At 33.0% G+C, this 19320-nt stretch carries 15 protein-coding genes; 13 read left to right on the plus strand and 2 right to left on the minus strand.

The features are described from left to right. The first annotated feature begins 43 nt into the window (after positions 1-43). The 10 genes from AC0J6S_RS10810 to AC0J6S_RS10855 all read left to right on the plus strand — a co-directional run bounded on the left by AC0J6S_RS10810 (position 44) and on the right by AC0J6S_RS10855 (position 12718). Positions 44-1213 carry an N-acetylmuramoyl-L-alanine amidase family protein gene (locus tag AC0J6S_RS10810; RefSeq protein ID WP_474953818.1) on the plus strand — a complete coding sequence of 390 codons (1170 nt, stop codon included), beginning with the start codon at positions 44-46 and terminating at the stop codon, positions 1211-1213. A gap of 50 nt (positions 1214-1263) precedes the next feature. After that, positions 1264-2229 carry an MlaD family protein gene (locus tag AC0J6S_RS10815; protein ID WP_474953819.1) on the plus strand — a complete coding sequence of 322 codons (966 nt, stop codon included), beginning with the start codon at positions 1264-1266 and terminating at the stop codon, positions 2227-2229. A gap of 5 nt (positions 2230-2234) precedes the next feature. Continuing rightward, a complete protein-coding gene (locus AC0J6S_RS10820) occupies positions 2235-3566 on the plus strand; it encodes a 4Fe-4S dicluster domain-containing protein (RefSeq protein ID WP_474953820.1) in 1332 nt (443 codons plus the stop codon). Positions 3567-3662: 96 nt separating this feature from the next. Further along, a complete protein-coding gene (locus tag AC0J6S_RS10825) occupies positions 3663-4454 on the plus strand; it encodes a (Fe-S)-binding protein (RefSeq protein ID WP_196853250.1) in 792 nt (263 codons plus the stop codon). Between the two features lie 65 nt (positions 4455-4519). After that, a complete protein-coding gene (locus AC0J6S_RS10830) occupies positions 4520-5002 on the plus strand; it encodes an ABC transporter ATPase (RefSeq protein WP_474953821.1) in 483 nt (160 codons plus the stop codon). A gap of 13 nt (positions 5003-5015) precedes the next feature. Beyond that, the gene (locus AC0J6S_RS10835; protein WP_474953822.1) at positions 5016-8012 is read left to right on the plus strand and encodes a glycoside hydrolase family 3 N-terminal domain-containing protein; all 2997 of its coding nucleotides are present in this window, start codon (positions 5016-5018) and stop codon (positions 8010-8012) included. 155 nt (positions 8013-8167) lie between these two features. Next, entirely contained in the window at positions 8168-8788 is a 621-nt protein-coding gene (locus tag AC0J6S_RS10840; protein WP_474953823.1) for a phosphatase PAP2 family protein, read from the plus strand. A gap of 207 nt (positions 8789-8995) precedes the next feature. Beyond that, positions 8996-11008 (plus strand): heavy metal translocating P-type ATPase, encoded by a 2013-nt coding sequence (locus AC0J6S_RS10845; RefSeq protein ID WP_474953824.1) that lies wholly within the window; start codon positions 8996-8998, stop codon positions 11006-11008. 77 nt (positions 11009-11085) lie between these two features. After that, a complete protein-coding gene (gene bshA, locus AC0J6S_RS10850) occupies positions 11086-12219 on the plus strand; it encodes an N-acetyl-alpha-D-glucosaminyl L-malate synthase BshA (RefSeq protein WP_474953825.1) in 1134 nt (377 codons plus the stop codon). Positions 12220-12289: 70 nt separating this feature from the next. Beyond that, a complete protein-coding gene (locus AC0J6S_RS10855) occupies positions 12290-12718 on the plus strand; it encodes a protease complex subunit PrcB family protein (RefSeq protein ID WP_474953826.1) in 429 nt (142 codons plus the stop codon). A gap of 50 nt (positions 12719-12768) precedes the next feature. On the opposite strand, the gene AC0J6S_RS10860 is transcribed toward AC0J6S_RS10855, so the two are convergent. Beyond that, positions 12769-13275 (minus strand): hypothetical protein, encoded by a 507-nt coding sequence (locus AC0J6S_RS10860; RefSeq protein WP_474953827.1) that lies wholly within the window; start codon positions 13273-13275, stop codon positions 12769-12771. 115 nt (positions 13276-13390) lie between these two features. After that, positions 13391-14230 (minus strand): UDP-2,3-diacylglucosamine diphosphatase, encoded by an 840-nt coding sequence (locus AC0J6S_RS10865; RefSeq protein ID WP_474953828.1) that lies wholly within the window; start codon positions 14228-14230, stop codon positions 13391-13393. 183 nt (positions 14231-14413) lie between these two features. Between AC0J6S_RS10865 and aroC the strand changes: the two genes are divergently transcribed. The 3 genes from aroC to AC0J6S_RS10880 all read left to right on the plus strand — a co-directional run bounded on the left by aroC (position 14414) and on the right by AC0J6S_RS10880 (position 19249). Further along, positions 14414-15472 (plus strand): chorismate synthase, encoded by a 1059-nt coding sequence (gene aroC, locus AC0J6S_RS10870; protein ID WP_474953829.1) that lies wholly within the window; start codon positions 14414-14416, stop codon positions 15470-15472. 111 nt (positions 15473-15583) lie between these two features. Then, entirely contained in the window at positions 15584-16864 is a 1281-nt protein-coding gene (locus AC0J6S_RS10875) for a dicarboxylate/amino acid:cation symporter (protein WP_474953830.1), read from the plus strand. A gap of 189 nt (positions 16865-17053) precedes the next feature. Next, the gene (locus AC0J6S_RS10880; RefSeq protein WP_474953831.1) at positions 17054-19249 is read left to right on the plus strand and encodes a response regulator; all 2196 of its coding nucleotides are present in this window, start codon (positions 17054-17056) and stop codon (positions 19247-19249) included. Positions 19250-19320: the final 71 nt, after the last annotated feature.

Raw genomic sequence — 19320 nt, forward strand, 5'->3', positions numbered from 1 at the left:
ACTTACTTTTATGTTATAATTGGAAAACACACCTACTTATATTTTGAAGATTCTCAAACAAATTAAAATCGTTTTTATAGTACTGTTTTTATTTTTCGCAGTAAATGTTTTTCCTCAGTCCCATGCAAAGTTTATTGTAATTTTAGATGCGGGTCACGGCGGCAAAGATCCTGGTAATTCTTATCACGGTTTTGTTGAAAAAGAAATTGCACTCAAAACAACATTGAAACTAGAAAAGCTCCTTGAAAAAGAGGGTGGTATTCAAGTCATTCATACTAGAAAATCAGATGTTTTTATAGAATTAAAGGACCGACCTAAAAAAGCGAATAGTCTTGATGCCAATTTATTTATTTCTATACACTGTAATTCTGTCAAAAATCCAGTTCCTTTTGGTACAGAAACTTTTGTAATGGGTTTGGCAAGGAGTAAAGCTAACTTGGAAATCGCAAAACAAGAAAATTCAGTTATATTATTGGAGAAAGATTACAAGCAAACTTATAAAGGATTTGATCCCAAAAATCCCGAAACGTTAATAGGATTGAAAATTCTGCAAGAAGATTATTTAGACCGAAGTATAAATTTAGCTTCAAAAATTGAAAATAATTTTAAAAATAAAGTGCATCGAAAATCAAGAGGTATAAAGCAGACTCCGTTATGGGTTTTGGATGCCGCTTACATGCCCAGTGTATTGATTGAATTAGGATTTTTATCCAATAATGAGGAAGGAATTTTTCTAAATTCAAATGTGGGACAAAACAAGATGGCGCAGGCAATTGCAACAGCAATTATCGCGTACAAAAAAGAATATTTTGGAACACAATCCGATAATACTAATCAGGATAATTTCTCCAAAAAAATAACGGAAAACAGTACAAAAATTAATTTAAAGCGCACTAAATCAAAACTAAATATTGAAAAATCAGTTTCACAAAAGAGCGAAACAAAAACACAAAATTCCGATGTGGTTTTTAAAGTTCAATTTGCCGCTGGAAATAAAAATATCGAATTAAATCCTTCTAATTTTAAGGGATTAAAGAATGTCAGCGTTAGAACAAACAATGGTTCTTTCTATAAATATGCTTACGGCGCTACAACGGATTATAGTCTTGCGAAACAGAATTTGAAAGAGGTTAAATCCAAAGGGTATTCTTCAGCGTATATTATAGCGTTTAGGAATGGAAAAAATATTAGTGTTGAAGAAGCACTGAAATAATTATAACAAGTCAAATATTTTATATTAAATTTGTAAAAAATACTTAAATTTTGAAAATAACACGAGAAATTAAAACTGCCATCTTGGTAATTGCATCTATTTTATTATTTATTTGGGGCTACAGTTTTTTAAAAGGAAGAGATCTTTTTACCAATTACAAAACTTTTTTTGTAGAGTATAAAAGTGTTGAAGGTTTAGCAACATCAGCACCAGTAACCCTTAACGGTTTAGTTATAGGTAAAGTGAGTCGCATTACCATAAATGAAAATACAGGTGTATTATTAGTCGAGTTACAATTAAAAACTGATTTTCCAATTTCTAAATCCAGTATTGCATCTATTTATGAGCCAGGATTTATTGGAGGAAAACAAATTGCAATTATTCCGAATTTTAATGACAAAACCTTTGCTGTTGATGGTCAGAAGTTGCAAGGTGGAGTAAAAATGGGTCTTACTGATAAAGTAGGAGATCAATTAGCTCCCCTTCAGGAAAAACTTGAAAAGTTGTTGGGAAGTACTGAAAAATTAATGACAGGATTAAATAACGTTTTGGATCAAAAAGGCCAGCAAGATTTAAAACTTACTTTGGCTGAATTAGGTAAGACTATTGAACAGTTCCACAAAGTTTCTATAAATGTTAATGATTTATTGGACGCTAATAAAACTCAAATAAATGGAGTAGTAACCAATTTTAATAAAATTTCTGGAAATTTTTCTAAAATATCCGATTCCCTTAATAAAGCTGATTTAGCTAAAACTGCCCGTAATTTGAATGCAACTTTAGCAAGAGTCGATGGTATTGTGAGTGGTTTGGAATCTGGTAAAGGTTCTATGGGTAAATTATTGAACGATGAAGCTTTCTACCAGAACATTAAAAGTTCTACAAAAGAATTAGAATTATTATTGCAGGATATTAGACTTTATCCAACACGATATGTGAATATCTCTGTTTTTGGAAAGAAAAACAAACCTTATGTTGGTCCTACGAACGATTCTATACCTAATGTAAAAAATTAGTAATTATGAGCTACTTAGACAATATTTTATTTGCCATTCTGTTGGTAATTGGTTTTGGTTATTTTTTTACAAGTGTTAAAAAAATTAGACGAAATATCAATCTTGGAACTGATGTAAATCGTTCTGATAATCCTAAAGCGCGTTGGACTAATATGGCAATGATTGCTCTTGGCCAATCAAAAATGGTGAAAAGACCCATTGCTGGAATACTTCATATAATTGTATACGTAGGTTTTGTGGTCATCAACATTGAATTATTAGAAATTATAATCGATGGGCTTTTTGGTACGCATCGTGTTTTTGCTTTTTTAGGAACAACGTATGATGTGCTGATTGCTTCCTTCGAAATTTTAGCATTTTTGGTTTTAGTTGCTGTTTTTGCTTTTTGGAGTAGAAGAAACGCAATCAAACTCAAACGATTTGTAAGTTCAGACTTGAAAGGTTGGCCTAAAAGTGATGCGAATTACATCTTGTATTTTGAGGTGGTTCTGATGACTTTATTTTTATTGATGAATGCATCTGATTTGCATTTGCAAAATGTACCCGGAGGTTTTTCACATTTTATAAAAGCAGGTTCTTACCCAATAAGTCAATTTATTGAGCCTGTTTTTAATGGAATGTCAAATGAATTGGTAATGTTGCTATCAGAGATATTTTGGTGGTTGCACATTGTGGGAATTTTAATTTTCATGAATTATCTTTATTTTTCAAAGCACTTACATATACTGTTAGCTTTTCCTAATACCTATTTTGCAAATCTGAATCCACAAGGACAATTTGATAATTTAGAGTCTGTTACCAAAGAAGTAAAATTAATGATGGATCCTAATGCAGATCCTTTTGCAGCAGCACCAGCGGATGAAAATGCGGTTCCGAGTAAATTTGGTGCTAGTGATATTCAGGATTTAAATTGGGTACAATTATTGAACGCTTATACTTGTACAGAATGTGGTCGTTGCACTTCATCTTGTCCAGCCAATATTACTGGAAAAAAATTGTCTCCTCGTAAAATCATGATGGATACCAGAGACAGGATGGAAGAAGTGGGTAGAAATATTGATGCCAATAAAGGTATTTTTATTCCGGATAACAAAACATTATTAAACGATTATATCACACCAGAAGAGCTTTGGGCTTGTACCTCTTGTAATGCTTGTGTGGAAGAGTGTCCAGTAAACATTAGCCCGCTTTCTATTATTATGGATATGCGTCGCTATTTAGTTATGGAGCAAAGTGCGGCTCCAATGCCTTTGAATGCCATGATGACCAATATAGAAAATAATGGAGCGCCTTGGCAATACAATCAACAAGACCGATTGAACTGGAAAAATGAATAATTGTTTTATTTGTTAAGAATTCATTTCGTATAATATAAGAATAATTTTCCGTTTACTTGAATAATCAAATCAACGAATAACCGAATCACAAATAGTATGTCAGAGAATTTAATAGTGCCAACAATGGCCGAAATGTTAGCTCAAGGGAAACAACCAGAAGTTTTATTTTGGGTAGGTTGTGCAGGAAGTTTTGACGATAGAGCAAAGAAAATTACAAAGGCATTTGTCCGTATTTTGAATCGTGCAAATGTTCCTTTTGCCGTTTTAGGTACTGAAGAAAGTTGTACCGGTGATCCTGCAAAAAGAGCTGGAAACGAGTTTTTGTTCCAAATGCAAGCCATGATGAATATCGAGGTTTTAAATGCATACGAAGCAAAAAAAATTGTCACTGCTTGTCCGCATTGTTTCAATACACTAAAAAATGAATATCCGGAATTAGGCGGAAAATATGAAGTAGTTCACCATACGGAATTTTTGAAATCATTATTAGATGACGGAAGATTGACTATTGAAGGAGGACAATTCAAAGGAAAGCGAATTACTTTTCACGATCCTTGCTATTTAGGAAGAGCTAATAATGTATATGAAGCACCTAGAGATTTGATTCTTAAATTAGATGCTGAATTAGTCGAAATGAAACGCTCTAAAGCAAACGGTTTATGCTGTGGTGCTGGTGGTGCGCAAATGTTCAAAGATGCTGAACCAGGTAACAAGGAAGTCAACGTTGAAAGAACTGAAGACGCATTAGAAACAAAACCGGAAATAATTGCTGCGGGTTGTCCTTTTTGTAATACGATGATGACTGACGGTATTAAAAATAAAGAAAAAGAAGGCGAAGTAAAAGTCATGGATATTGCGGAATTAATCGCCAATGCTCAAGATCTTTAAATCAAAAAAAATTAAGAATTTTGAATGTCACTTTTAAAATTCATAACTCATAAATCATAATTAAGATGTACGTTCCTTTTGAAAATTTACCCGAAGAATCTAAAATCTGGATTTATCAATCAAACAGAAAGTTTTCGGATGCGGAATTTTCTGAAATTGAAACTGCTTTGCAAACCTTTCTTGAAAGTTGGGCTGCGCATGGTACTAGTTTAGAATCATCGTATGAATTAAAATACAATCGCTTTATTATTATTGCAGTAAATCAAGATGTTCAGCCAGCAACAGGATGTTCTATTGATTCCTCGGTTGAATTTATTCAAAGTTTAGAACAAAAATATACTGTTGATTTATTGGATAAAATGAATGTTACCTTTAAACTTGGGGAGCATATTGCGCACAAACCATTGATTGATTTTAAAAAGATGGTTAAAGATAAAGCGGTTACGGAGAACACAATCGTTTTCAATAATTTGGTTAATAATATAGAAGAATACAATGAATCGTGGGAAGTTCCGGCTATTGACAGCTGGCATAGTCGCTTTTTTTAAACAAAATAGTTCAATGAAAAAAATAGGCATTAAAATTGTTTTTTTTTATGTCTTATTTATTTTTGTTGCTGCGGGTTGTGTTGGTACAAAAGTGAATAAGAACAAAAAAATTGTAACCAACATTCCGTCCAAAATAGAGAATTTGGACAGCATAAATACTGCTAATATTCCTAAGCTTTTTGACTTGTCTCCCGAAGGAAACAAATGGGTAGATAGTCTTTATAATAATATGACCTTAGAGGAAAAATTTGGGCAATTATTTATGGTTGCTGCTTATTCCAATAAAGATTCTGCTCATAGTAATGCAATAGAAAAACTTATTTTGGATTATAAAATTGGAGGATTAATTTTCTTTCAAGGCGGTCCGGTTCGCCAGGCTAAATTGACTATTCGTTTTCAATCCAAATCAAAAATCCCACTTTTTATAGGAAGTGATGCGGAATGGGGTTTAGGTATGCGATTGGATTCTACCTATCGTTATCCTTGGAATATGACTCTCGGGGCTATTCAAGACATGAAACTTTTAGAGAAAGTTGGTGCGCAAATGGGACAGCAGAGCAAGCGATTGGGAATGCAGTTTAATTTTGCACCGGTGCTTGATATCAATTCAAATCCTAAAAATCCTATTATAGGTTTTCGTTCTTTTGGCGAAGATAAATTTAAAGTTACAGAACGGGCGATTGCCGTAATGAACGGGGTTCAAAGTCAGGGAGTATTTTCGACAGGGAAACATTTTCCGGGTCACGGCGATACGGATACCGATTCTCATAAAAAATTACCAATCATCAATTCTTCAAAAGAAAGATTAAAAGATATTGAGTTTTACCCTTACAAGAAAATGTTTCATGAAGGACTTGCATCAGTTATGGTGGCACATTTAAACGTTCCCAGTTTAGAACCAAGGAATAATTTTCCTTCTTCAATTTCTTATAATGTAGTGACTGATATTCTTCAAAAAGAATTGGGTTTCAAAGGCCTTATTTTTACCGATGCCTTAAATATGAAAAGTGTAAGCGATTTCAAATTACCAAGTGAAATCAACTTTGAAGCTTTTATGGCCGGAAATGACGTTTTGTTGTTTCCTGAGAATGTCCCTGCTGCGATTGATAAATTTAGATTAGCATATTCATTGAATTTATTTACTGATGAACGGTTGGCTTTTTCTGTAAAGAAAATTTTAAAATTCAAGTATAAAGCTGGTTTGAATGCGTACAAACCGATTGTTATAGAAAATTTGTACAGCGATTTAAATACTGTCGAAAATGATGCATTGCAATATGAATTGTATGAAAATGCGATTACTGTTCTAAAAAATACGGGTACTGTTTTACCAATTAAAAATTTGGACAAACAAAAAATTGCTTATGTAAAAATTGGCGATGACAGTAATGATGCATTTGTTTCGACTTTAAAAAAATATGCTGAAGTAGCTGAAATTGCAGAAACGAATTTGGATAGTCTTCAAGCGAAATTACAGCCTTTTACAACTGTAATCATTGGTTACCACAAATCAGATGTAGCTTTTAGAAACGATGATTTAAAATCGAATGAAGTATTCAAAATCAATTTTTTAGCCAAAAACAATAATGTAATTCTGAATGTTTTTGCAAAACCATACTCTTTATTACCAATTGCAAATTTTGAGGATATTGAAGGATTAGTTGTTTCCTATCAAAATAGTAAGATTGCTCAAATAGTTTCTGCAGAATTAATTTTTGGATCTATCGAAGCAAAAGGTAAATTGCCGGTTTCAATCAATGATAGTTTCAAAGTAAATGATGGTTTACCAACAGAAAAATTGAATCGTTTAGGGTTTACTACACCGGAAAATGTTGGAATGAATTCAACTATTTTATCAAAAATTGACGATATCGCCAATAATGCTATTAATGCTAAAATGACACCTGGAGTTCAGGTTCTGGTAGCCCGAAAAGGAAAAGTTATTTATCAAAAATCATTCGGGCATCATACCTATGATAAAACGATTAAAGTGCAGGATTCAGATATTTATGATGTGGCATCGTTAACCAAAATTTTAGCAACTTTACCAAATGTTATGTTGCAATACGATCAACAAAAAATAAATCTGGAGACTACATTAGGAACAATGTCTCCGATTTTCAAAGATTCAAATAAGGCAAATATTAATTTCAAAGATTTATTGTCTCATTATGCTGGGTTAGCAGCTGGAATTCCATTTTACAAGGCCACAATGAATAAATCAAAATCTCCTTCTGAGGTTTATTTTAGGAAAGTTGCCGAAGAGAATTTCTCGAAAAAATTAGGAGATAGTCTTTTTATACGAAATGATTTTAGTGATACTATTATGAAAATGATTGTGGATAGTAAGCTGTCAGTGAAAAAAGAATACAAATACAGTGATTTAACTTTCATGATCTTAAAGGATTATTTGGAAAAAACAACGGGTAAAACATTGGATGTTTTAATTCAGGAAAATTTCTATCGCTCGCTTGGTATGAATAATTCCAGTTTTAATCCACTGGATAAATTTGACAAAAACAGAATTCCTCCAACGGAAACCGATACGTATTTCCGTCGCCAGCTTTTGCAAGGGTATGTCAACGACTTATCGGCTGCTTTAGAAGGCGGAGTTTCTGGTCACGCCGGTGTTTTTTCGAATGCAATGGATGTGGCTAAAATAATGGAACTTTATTTGCAAAAAGGGAATTATGGTAATCAGCAGTATTTTTCTGAAAAGACATTTGAGGATTTTAATACTTGTTATTTCTGTGCGGCAGGAAATAGGAGAGGTGTTGGCTTTGATAAACCGCAATTGGGTGCCGAAGGTCCTACATGCGGTTGTGCTTCAATGACCAGTTTTGGGCACACTGGCTACACAGGAACGATGGCTTGGGCCGATCCTGAAACACAAATTGTGTATGTATTTTTATCAAATAGAACTTTTCCAGTTGCTGCTGAGAACAGATTATCCAAAGAAAATATTCGGGAAGATATCCAAAAGGTGATTTATGAAGCGATTATAAACTAACCTATTTTTGAGGTTATAATAGAAATAGTCCAAATGAAATTATTAACAATTTCATTTGGACTATTTCTATTAAAAACGTTTTCAATAATTCTATTAGAAATATTTAGTTATAAATTTTAGCTGAATTAAAGTATATTTGAGATAAAAATAGTTTGATGAAAAATAGGAATGCTGTTTTTACAAAAGTCAATTTAATTGTATTGCTTTTTTGCATGACTTTTGTAAATGCTCAAAATATTGATATTAATATTCTACGAGATATCAATGTTGATAGGAATATGAATTTAGATCCTACTTTTAAATTAGTAACGAATAGTGCGGTTCCAATCAGTGTGGCAACTCCCATTATTTTATATTCGGTTGCTTTAATAAAGAAAGATAGTACCATCAAGAAACAAGCAATTTTTATAGGGGAAACATTCTTAGTAAATGCATTTATTACCACTGCATTGAAACATACTATAAAAAGAAGCAGACCATTTGAGACCTATCCTGATATTGATCAAGCAGCATCGTCTTTGGGGAAATCATTTCCTTCGGGACATACTTCTTTAGCTTTTGCAACAGCAACATCACTGAGTTTAGCCTATCCCAAATGGTATGTTATTGCACCGTCTTTTGTATGGGCAGGCGCAGTGGGATATTCTCGAATGTATTTAGGGGTTCATTATCCAAGTGATGTACTTGCAGGAGCAATTATTGGTAGCGGTTCGGCTTATCTTAGCTATAAAGTAAATAAATGGATTAATAAAAAAAGTTCTATAAAGGACAAGTAGCGCTTGAAGTACTGTAATTAACGTTTGAAAATGATAAAGAATTCAAGTCTAAATGATTTAATTATAAATAAATAATTGTCTGGCTATTAGAAGCGGTAATTTTATGTGCTATATCAAAAGATAAAACACTAAATTCAATTAACTTTATAGTAATAGTAACACTTTTGATTGTTATTAGTTGTTCTTTTATTAAATAAACCATCTAAAATGACACACAAACATGACGTGGATATTGAACAAGCTTGCTGTAATTTAGAAGAGAAAAAAGCTAACAAAGTAGGACTAGATGCGGGATGTTGTACTTGTCACAGTGAGTCGAAAAATCTCGATGAGGAAGATCATGATCATTCTAATGGAGATGAAAGTACCTTCAAAATGTTTTTACCTGCCATAATTAGTTTTATAGTATTGCTAATTGCTATTCTAATTGATAATTACTTTACTCAATCTTGGTTTAATGGTTGGATTCGAATTACATGGTATGTTATAGGATATATTCCAGTTGGTTTTCCGGTTTTGAAAGAAGCGTATCAAAGTATTCGTAACGGAGCAGTTTTTTCTGAGTTTTTCTTGATGAGTGTTGCTACCATTGGCGCTTTTGGAATTGGTCAATATGCAGAAGGAGTTACTGTAATGTTATTTTACGCCATTGGTGAACTGTTTCAAATGCTGGCCGTTAAAAAAGCCAAATCTAACATCAAATCATTACTGGATGAAAGACCTGATGTTGCAAATGTTCTTGATGGGGTTAATATTGTTTCCAAAAAAGCTCGGGAAGTTACTATTGGAGAAATAATAGAATTAAAACCCGGAGAAAAGTTAGCATTGGATGGAAAATTACTTTCGGATTATGCTACTTTCAATACAGCCGCACTAACCGGCGAAAGTAAACCTGACACCAAATCAAAAGGAGAAACAATTCTTGCAGGAATGATTAATCTCAATACGATTTCTCAAGTTGAAGTTACTACAGCATTTACGGATAGTAAATTGTCTAAAATTCTGGAAATGGTTCAGGATGCTACTGCCAAAAAAGCGCCGACAGAATTATTCATTAGGAAGTTTGCTAAAATCTACACGCCAATAGTAGTATATCTTGCCATTGCCATCTGTTTGGTTCCAATCTTGTTTGTTGAAACGTATGTGTTTAAAGAGTGGTTGTATCGCGCTTTAATATTTTTGGTGGTTTCATGTCCTTGTGCCTTAGTTATTTCGATACCGTTGGGATATTTTGGGGGTATTGGGGCAGCAAGTAAAAACGGAATTTTATTTAAAGGATCTACATTTTTGGATATAATGGCAGCTATTCAGGTAGTGGTTATGGATAAAACTGGAACCTTGACTAAAGGTGTTTTTAAAGTTCAAAAAGTAGTTTCAATAGGGATTCCCGAGGCTGATTTGGTAACTTATACTGCTGCAATCGAAGCAAAATCTTCGCATCCTGTTGGTTCTGCAATACTAGAATTCGCCAATAATGCTAATAATGAAATTGTTGTTTCTGATGTTACGGAGATTTCAGGGCTTGGTTTGAAAGGAGTTGCAGATGGAAAAGAAATTTTAGTGGGAAGTCCAAAACTGATGAATAAATTTAATATCGATTATGACAAACAGTTAGATGCAATTCCATTTACCATTATTATTGTTGCCATCGATAAGAAATATTCTGGTTATTTCCTTATTGCCGATGAAATAAAAGAAGATGCTAAAACAGCTATTGAAAGTTTACACCAACTAAATATCAAAACAATTCTGCTATCCGGTGATAATCAAGCTGTAGTTTCGGCTGTTGCCAAAGAATTGAATATTGATGAAGCTTTTGGGGATTTATTACCGGAAAATAAGGTCGAAAAAGTAACAGCACTTATAAACCAAAAACTAAAAGTCGCATTTGTGGGAGATGGCGTAAATGATGCTCCGGTAATTGCTTTGGCGCAAGCCGGAATTGCTATGGGTGGTTTAGGAAGCGATGCAACAATTGAGACGGCTGATATTGTTATTCAAAATGATCAGCCTATTAAGATTTTTACCGCCATTGCCATTGGAAGAAAAACAAAACAAATCGTTTGGCAAAATATTAGTTTGGCTTTTTCTGTAAAACTGATAGTTTTAATTCTTGGAGCTGGTGGACTTGCCTCAATGTGGGAAGCTGTTTTTGCGGATGTTGGTGTGGCATTACTGGCAATTTTGAATGCGGTTAGAATTCAGCGAATGAAATTTTAAATTCATCTCGTATTTAACTTAAAATTCCATAAAACCCATTCCTATTTTTCTTAATTTCGTTTTATTAAATTACACACATGAAAATTGCAATTGTTTGTTACCCTACCTTTGGTGGTAGTGGTGTTGTCGCTACAGAACTCGGACTGGAATTGGCTCGTCGCGGTCATGAAATACATTTTATAACTTACAGTCAGCCCGTACGTTTGGCACTTTTAAGTCCAAATGTTCATTACCACGAAGTAAATGTCCCTGAATATCCTTTATTCCATTATCAACCGTATGAATTGGCTTTGTCTAGTAAATTAGTCGATATGGTTAAATTATATAAAATAGAACTGCTTCATGTGCATTACGCCATTCCGCATGCTTATGCGGGGTATATGGCCAAGCAAATGTTAAAAGATGAAGGAATCAATATTCCGATGGTGACTACTTTACACGGAACTGACATTACATTGGTTGGTAATCATCCTTTTTATAAACCGGCCGTAACTTTTAGCATTAATAAATCAGATTTTGTAACTTCGGTTTCCCAAAGTTTGAAGGACGCTACCTTAAAATTATTCAATATAAAAAATGAAATTGAGGTGATTCCAAATTTTATTGAATTAGATAAAAACAGTAATGACCCTAGTATTCCTTGTCAACGTTCAGTTATGGCGAAAGAAAATGAGCGAATTATTACCCACATCAGTAATTTTAGAAAAGTAAAAAGAATTCCGGATGTTATAAAAATTTTCTATAACATTCAAAAGGAGATTCCTGCTAAACTAATGATGGTAGGAGATGGTCCTGAAAAAGAAAAAGCAGAATATTTATGTCAGGAATTGGGAATTTTAGATAAAGTCATCTTTTTTGGGAACAGTAACGAAATTGACAAAATTTTGTGCTTAACGGATTTGTTTTTGCTTCCCTCTGAAACAGAAAGTTTTGGTTTAGCCGCTCTGGAAGCAATGGCGTGCAAAGTTCCTGTCATTTCCAGTAATTCCGGAGGTTTGCCCGAAGTAAATTTTGACGGGATTTCCGGTTATTTAAGTGACGTTGGAAATACAGATGAAATGGCTCAAAATGCCTTGAAAATTTTAAAGGATGATTTGGTTCTGAAACAGTTTAAAGAAAATGCGTTTTCAGTTGCGAAACAATTTGACATTAAAAACATTTTGCCACTTTACGAAGAGTTGTATCAAAAAGCCATTAATAAATATTTATAAACTCTCGATTGATAATTTTATGAATGAGAATAAGTAGTTTAAGCTTTTCCGTTTATTTAAAAATACAAAAATGAAAAAACTAATTCTTTCCGCATTTGCTATTACGCTTGCTTCATGTAGTACTACTTCTTCAAAGATTTCAGATACAAGCAAATTATATGAAGTTTTGACACAGCAATCTAATGGCGGCGCTAATATTCGTTTTTTTGAAATACTTTCTGAGCCAAACGAAATTAAAATGCTGCAGAATGATGAAAATTTGAAAGATAAGATTAGTGCAACTGACATTCAAAACTCGAATTTTATTGTTTTGAATATGGGAGAGAAAACAACTGGCGGTTATAGTATAGGAATTGAAAATATTGTTGAAACTGATAAAAATGTAATTATAACCGTAAAAGAAACCAATCCTGAACCCGGCAGCATGGTAACACAGGCGTTTACAACTCCTTTTTGTGTTGTCAAAATAAATTCAAAAAAAGAAATTATAATTAAATAAAAAACGGCCACTATTTCTAGTGGCCGTTGTCATGTATTATCTAGATAATACTAGAATTGATATTTAAGAGCTAAAGCTACATCAGATCCGTAATTGTCATTATAGTATCCGTTTCCACCAAATTCAGGTCTGAAATCTATAGAAATCAACAATGGAATATCAAAATTATATTCCAAACCAATATTTCCTGCAGCAAATGCAAAAATACCATTGTTGTCATAATTTGTGTTATCATTGTAATTTCTATCATAGCTTCCTACTCCACCACCAACACCAGCATACCAGTTGAAACCACCATCAATGTTCCATACCCATTGGTATAAACCAGTGAATTTAATTGAATCATCATTGTATCCCTTGTAGTCATTTCTGTTTCTAAAACCTAAATCTAACTCCAATCTATTGTTGTCACCTAGACCTCTTTGGTAAGAAATCTCAGTTCCAAATCCATTATTACTTCCAAAACGAAGACCTAATGCATTTTTTGAAATATCCTGAGCTTGTGCGGTAAATGCTAATCCAATTAACATGATTGCCGATAAAATAATTTTTTTCATAAGTAAGTTTTTGTTGATACAAATGTAATGCTAAGATAAGATCCGTTTTTATAAAATTTTAGAAATAAGTTATATAATTTACATGTCCCGGCATCACAGCGCACCTAAAAGAGAATCACATCAAAATGTTTTGTTTCGAGAATAGCACGGAAGCAATGTCTTGATTGCTTAAAATATCTTCCATTTCAAATAGATTATCTTCTTCTACATAATTCATTTCGCAATAACGAAATAATTTCCAACGTTTTTTATTGTATTCTAATGCTGTTAAATTCTCAATCCAATCTCCGGAATTTAAATACATTGTACTGCCCATTTTAGTTTCTTTTTGAATCATTTTTGGCTCGTGGATGTGACCACAAATTACATAATCATACTTTTTTTCGATTGCTAATTCAGTGGCTGTTTTCTCAAAATCAGAAATGTGTTTTACTGCTTTCTTAACACTTGCCTTTATTTTTTTAGAAAAAGAATAAGGTTCTTTTCCTATTTTCAACAAACACCAGTTTACAAATCGGTTTAAAAGAATTAGATAGTCATATCCTAATCCGCCTAATTTTGCAATCCATTTTGAGTGCTGCACAGAAGCATCAAAGACGTCGCCATGAAAAATCCATGCTTTTTTATCATCAAGATCTAGGACTAATTTGTCAACTAAAGCAAAATTACCCAAATTCATATCGCTGAATTTTCGGAGCATTTCATCGTGATTTCCAGTTATGTAATACACCTTTGTTCCCTTTGAAGCAAAACTGATGATTTTTTGGATGACCTTTAAATGCGTTTTTGGAAAATAGGATTTTCTAAATTGCCATACATCGATAATATCACCATTTAAAACTAAAATTTTCGGTTTTATGGCAGATAAATAATTGTAAAGTTCTTTAGCATGGCTGCCGAAAGTTCCAAGATGTACATCTGAAATCACTACTAACTCGACTTTTCTTTTTTTCAAGGTATTTGAATTTGAAGTTTACCAAAATAATCGAAATATTATCAAATGAAATGGAATTTAAGGTTAAGAAATGCAACACAAGATTAATTTAATAACAATAAATGTGGAATGTTGGTTAAAACTTTAAAGACTAAAATTTTGAACTTTAAACTAAAATGGTACTTTTGTTCAAAACTAATTATAATGGCGGGAAATAGCTACGGAACACTATTTAGGGTAACAACTTTTGGAGAATCTCACGGTGACGCTTTAGGCGGAATAATAGACGGTTGTCCTCCGGGAATCACAATAGATTTAGAAGCAATTCAATTCGAAATGTCTCGCAGAAAGCCCGGTCAGTCCGCTATAGTTACCCAACGAAAAGAGCCAGATGGCGTGCAATTTCTTTCTGGGATTTTTGAAGGTAAAACAACAGGTACACCAATTGGCTTTATCATTCCGAATACCAATCAGAAATCAGACGATTATTCCCATATAAAAGATAATTATAGACCTAGTCATGCTGATTATGTATATGAAAAAAAATATGGAATTCGGGATTATCGTGGTGGCGGACGGAGTTCTGCTCGTGAAACTGCCAGTAGAGTTGTGGCTGGAGCGGTTGCAAAGCAAATGTTACCAGAAATAAAAATTAATGCTTTCGTTTCTTCAGTTGGACCTATCTTTTTAGAAAAACCATACCAAGATTTAGACTTTTTAAAAATCGAAAATAATCCGGTTCGCTGCCCAGATGAGGAAGCAGCTGTAATCATGGAAGAATACATACGGGATATTCGTAAACAAGGTGATACGGTAGGCGGAACTGTAACCTGTGTGATTCAAAATGTACCTATTGGTTTAGGAGAACCTGTTTTTGACAAACTTCATGCAGAACTCGGTAAGGCAATGCTTTCCATAAATGCTGTAAAAGGATTTGAATTTGGCAGTGGTTTTTGTGGTGCAAAAATGAAAGGTAGCGAACATAATGATTTATACAATGCTGATGGAACGACAAAAAGCAATCTTTCAGGCGGAATACAAGGCGGTATCAGTAATGGAATGGATATTTATTTCCGAGTTGCTTTTAAGCCGGTGGCTACCATAATGCAAAAACAAGAATCCTTAGACAATAAAGGCAATATTACGGAAATGACTGGAAAGGGACGTCATGATCCTTGTGTAGTTCCTCGAGCTGTGCCTATTGTTGAAGCAATGGCAGCCATTGTTTTAGCTGATTTTTATCTAATAAACAAAACATATTAATACTAATTTTTGGAGCTTTTCTTCTTTACACAATATCAATTTTTAGCTTCCCGCCAGTAAAAAAGATAGTGTGCTAATGATGATAAGTACTGAAGCCTAACAAACACATTAATGAATACCGATACAACTAAAAAAACATCTTTTTTTTCAGGATTAACAGGGCAAATATTGATAGCTATGGTTTTGGGTGCTGTTTTAGGCATTATCATACACAATTCGATTTCTCCAGAATCGGCTCAAAATTTTAGTAATAAAATCAAAATTCTGGCAACAATTTTCATTCGATTGGTTCAGATGATTATTTCACCATTAGTTTTCACCACTTTAGTTGTTGGTATTGCAAAACTTGGTGACATCAAGGCAGTTGGACGAATAGGAGGGAAAGCGATGGGATGGTTTTTTACCGCTTCATTGATCTCCTTATTATTAGGAATGTTTTTTGTAAACATATTGGAACCAGGAGTTGGCCTTAATTTATCAAATGTTGATATGGGTTCAGTTTCAGAGGTTACTGCAAAAACACAAAACATATCATTTGAAAATTTTATCGAACATATTGTTCCTAAAAGTATTTTTGAGGCAATGGCAACCAATGAAATTTTACAGATTGTAATCTTTTCTATTTTCTTTGGTCTCGCCGCAGCTGCATTGGGAGATTATGTGAAGCCAGTTACAAACGCTTTGGATAAAACATCTCACATTGTTCTTAAAATGGTAAACTATGTAATGAAGTTTGCTCCCATAGGAGTTTTTGGGGCTATAGCGGGAGTATTTGCTGTAAGAGATTTTCAGGAATTAGCAATTACCTATTTTAAATTTTTTGGTTCTTTCCTAATTGGAATATCATCACTTTGGGCAGTATTGATTGTTGTGGGGTATATTTTTCTAAAAAGTAGAATGACTGTATTGCTTAAAAGAATTGTCAGTCCGTTAATTATTGCTTTTGGTACAACTAGCAGTGAAGCTGTATTTCCAAAATTGACAGAAGAATTAGAACGTTTTGGCGTAAAAGATAGAATTGTTTCTTTCATGTTACCTCTTGGGTATTCTTTCAATTTAGACGGAAGTATGATGTACATGACCTTTGCCAGTATTTTCATTGCTCAAGCTTATGGTATTGATTTAGATTTAGGCACTCAAATGACCATGCTTTTGGTTTTAATGCTTACCAGCAAGGGAATTGCAGGCGTTCCTAGAGCGAGCTTGGTGGTTGTTGCTGCTACTTGTGGCATGTTTGATATTCCAATTGAAGGAATTGCTTTGATCTTGCCAATTGATCATTTTTGTGATATGTTTCGAAGCGCAACAAACGTATTAGGAAATGCTTTAGCAACTTCTGTTGTAGGACAATGGGAAGGTGCTGATGAAACAGAAGACGCTGTTATCGAATAATAGAAATTGATAGTATTTTAAAGTACCTATCTTAACCTGTTCATTATTGAGCAGGTTTTTTTTTGTTTAATAATTGGAATTTTTCTGTGATTTAAACTATTCTTTTCTTCTTTTTGATTTTAAGACATAATTTATACTTTTTCTCTTTTTTTATTAATATAATGTATATTTGATAAAATTTAATTGTTTATGTATCAAATACGTGTTGTTCTGTGGGTATTGTTGACGGTAAATTCGTTGAACAGTACTATTTTTGCACAAACAAAACTTTTTTCTCAAAAAGAAATTACCAAACTAACGGATCTGGCTTCTCAATATTTAAAGGAGGCTAATTTTGAAAAATCATTAGAAATTTCTAAGGTAGCATTACAAAAAGCCATTACTGCAAATGATTCTGCTGCAACTACAATTTCCTACAATACCATAGCTGCTAATTACGCTGAACTTGCTGAATTTGACAAAGCTATTTATTTCTACAATAAAGCATTAAAATACGCTAACAGGACTAGTAATGATACTCTTCAAAGTAAGATTCATAACAATTTAGGCAATATTTACTGTTTTGAAAAGAAGCAATATAATAAAGGCATAAATTTTTATGAAAATGCTATTAAATATAGTCAAAAAATAGCGGACACGAATCAGATTTTTATGACAAAATTGAATATTGCTTGGGCTTATTTTGACGTTGGCCATTTTGAAAAAGGATATCCAAGTTTAGAATTCGTAAACAAGTACAATTTAAAATTCGGTAATAATTCTAATGCTGGTGCTGTAAATATGCTGAACGGAATGTATTATTCCCAACAAGGCAATCATGAAAAAGCCACTAGTTCTTTTTTAAATGCTATTAAAGCTGGAAAAGACAGCAATGAAAAGTCGGATTTATCCTTTGCACATCTTGAATATTCTAAGCATTTAATGAACAAAGGCGATTTTAAAAATGCGTACGAAAACCTTAATCGATATAACGAAATTACCGCATTACTCTACAACAAAGAAAAACTGGAGAAAGCTAATGTTGCCGGAATTAATGTTGAATTGGATGAGCATAAAAGAGAAATCGATAATTTTGAAATCGAAAAAAAAGCCCAACTTCAAATTGTTGAAAAATCTAAAATGATTTTGGTGTTATTTACAGTAATATCCGTCGTTTTGTTGCTTTTGCTTTATACTTTGTTCAAAAACAATAATTTCAAAAAAAAATTGAATGCAGAACTTTCAGCGACTAATAAACAACTACTAATTGCAAAAGAAAAAGCTGAGGAAGCTTCTGTTTTAAAATCGCAATTTGTATCAACCATTAGCCATGAACTCAGAACTCCTTTATATGGAGTGGTAGGAATTACAAATATGTTATTGGACGAGCATAAAGAATTAGCCGACAGTCCACACTTGAGTTCGCTAAAATTTTCGGCCAGATACTTGCTTTCGCTCGTAAATGATATTCTTCAAATCAACAAAATTGAAGATAATAGAATGATTTTGGAGAATTTGACTTTTAATATTTCGGATGAAATTAATATGGTCAAAAATTCACTTTCCTTTTTAGCTAAAAAAAATAATAATTTTATCATCGTAAAAATTGATCCTGCCATACCAGTATATTTGATTGGGGATAAATTACGGCTTTCACAAATCATTATGAATTTGGTGAGTAATGCTCTGAAATTTACGGTAAATGGTGAAGTAATAATTCACGTAAATTTAGAAAGAGTAGAAGGTAAATCTTATTTTATAGAATTCAGAATTGAAGACAACGGAATTGGAATTGCAGCTGAAGATCAAGAGAAGATTTTTGATAAATTTGTGCAGGTAGGTCGAAAAGAAACGGATTATCAAGGAACTGGACTTGGACTTTCCATAGTAAAACAACTTTTAGGTTTATTCAATAGTACTATTTCATTACAAAGCACCATTGGTCAGGGAACTATTTTTAAGTTCTTGATTGCTTTCGAATACAATCCTGAGAAAACAATTGATATCATCAATAACATTCAAGTTGATATTTCTCCTCCTCATTCCATAAATGTTTTAGTTGTTGAGGACAATCGTATTAATCAGCTGGTGACCAAAAAAACCATAGAAAAGAATAATTATAAATGTAGCGTAGTTGATAACGGATATGCCGCTCTAGAAATCCTTGATAGAGAATATTTTGATATTATCCTGATGGATATCAATATGCCTCTAATAAATGGGTTTGAAACTACTCGCAAAATTCGTCTGATGGGAATCGAAACACCAATTGTGGCGCTGACAGCTTTTGATAAAGCTGATATTACAGAAGAAGCGCTCTCAGCTGGAATTAATGATATTATTATAAAACCTTTTGATTCGGTTAAATTGTACAAAATCATTACAATTTTAATCTCTAAAAACTAAAGAAATGAAAATTTTTTGATCACTAAAAAAAATCGTTAAACCTTTAAAGTCTTGTACAAACTCTTAGATTT

The organism is Flavobacterium sp. TS_SC_5 (assembly GCF_056156265.1).

What these genes read in the sequence shown, in the direction of transcription:
- AC0J6S_RS10830 (WP_474953821.1), top strand. Translation starts at nt 4,520, where the DNA reads ATGTACGTTCCTTTTGAAAATTTACCCGAAGAATCTAAAATCTGGATT.
- AC0J6S_RS10840 (WP_474953823.1), top strand. Translation starts at nt 8,168, where the DNA reads ATGAAAAATAGGAATGCTGTTTTTACAAAAGTCAATTTAATTGTATTG.
- bshA (WP_474953825.1), top strand. Translation starts at nt 11,086, where the DNA reads ATGAAAATTGCAATTGTTTGTTACCCTACCTTTGGTGGTAGTGGTGTT.
- AC0J6S_RS10845 (WP_474953824.1), top strand. Translation starts at nt 8,996, where the DNA reads ATGACACACAAACATGACGTGGATATTGAACAAGCTTGCTGTAATTTA.
- AC0J6S_RS10860 (WP_474953827.1), bottom strand. Translation starts at nt 13,275, where the DNA reads ATGAAAAAAATTATTTTATCGGCAATCATGTTAATTGGATTAGCATTT.
- AC0J6S_RS10855 (WP_474953826.1), top strand. Translation starts at nt 12,290, where the DNA reads ATGAAAAAACTAATTCTTTCCGCATTTGCTATTACGCTTGCTTCATGT.
- AC0J6S_RS10875 (WP_474953830.1), top strand. Translation starts at nt 15,584, where the DNA reads ATGAATACCGATACAACTAAAAAAACATCTTTTTTTTCAGGATTAACA.
- AC0J6S_RS10835 (WP_474953822.1), top strand. Translation starts at nt 5,016, where the DNA reads ATGAAAAAAATAGGCATTAAAATTGTTTTTTTTTATGTCTTATTTATT.
- aroC (WP_474953829.1), top strand. Translation starts at nt 14,414, where the DNA reads ATGGCGGGAAATAGCTACGGAACACTATTTAGGGTAACAACTTTTGGA.
- AC0J6S_RS10820 (WP_474953820.1), top strand. Translation starts at nt 2,235, where the DNA reads ATGAGCTACTTAGACAATATTTTATTTGCCATTCTGTTGGTAATTGGT.
- AC0J6S_RS10825 (WP_196853250.1), top strand. Translation starts at nt 3,663, where the DNA reads ATGTCAGAGAATTTAATAGTGCCAACAATGGCCGAAATGTTAGCTCAA.
- AC0J6S_RS10880 (WP_474953831.1), top strand. Translation starts at nt 17,054, where the DNA reads ATGTATCAAATACGTGTTGTTCTGTGGGTATTGTTGACGGTAAATTCG.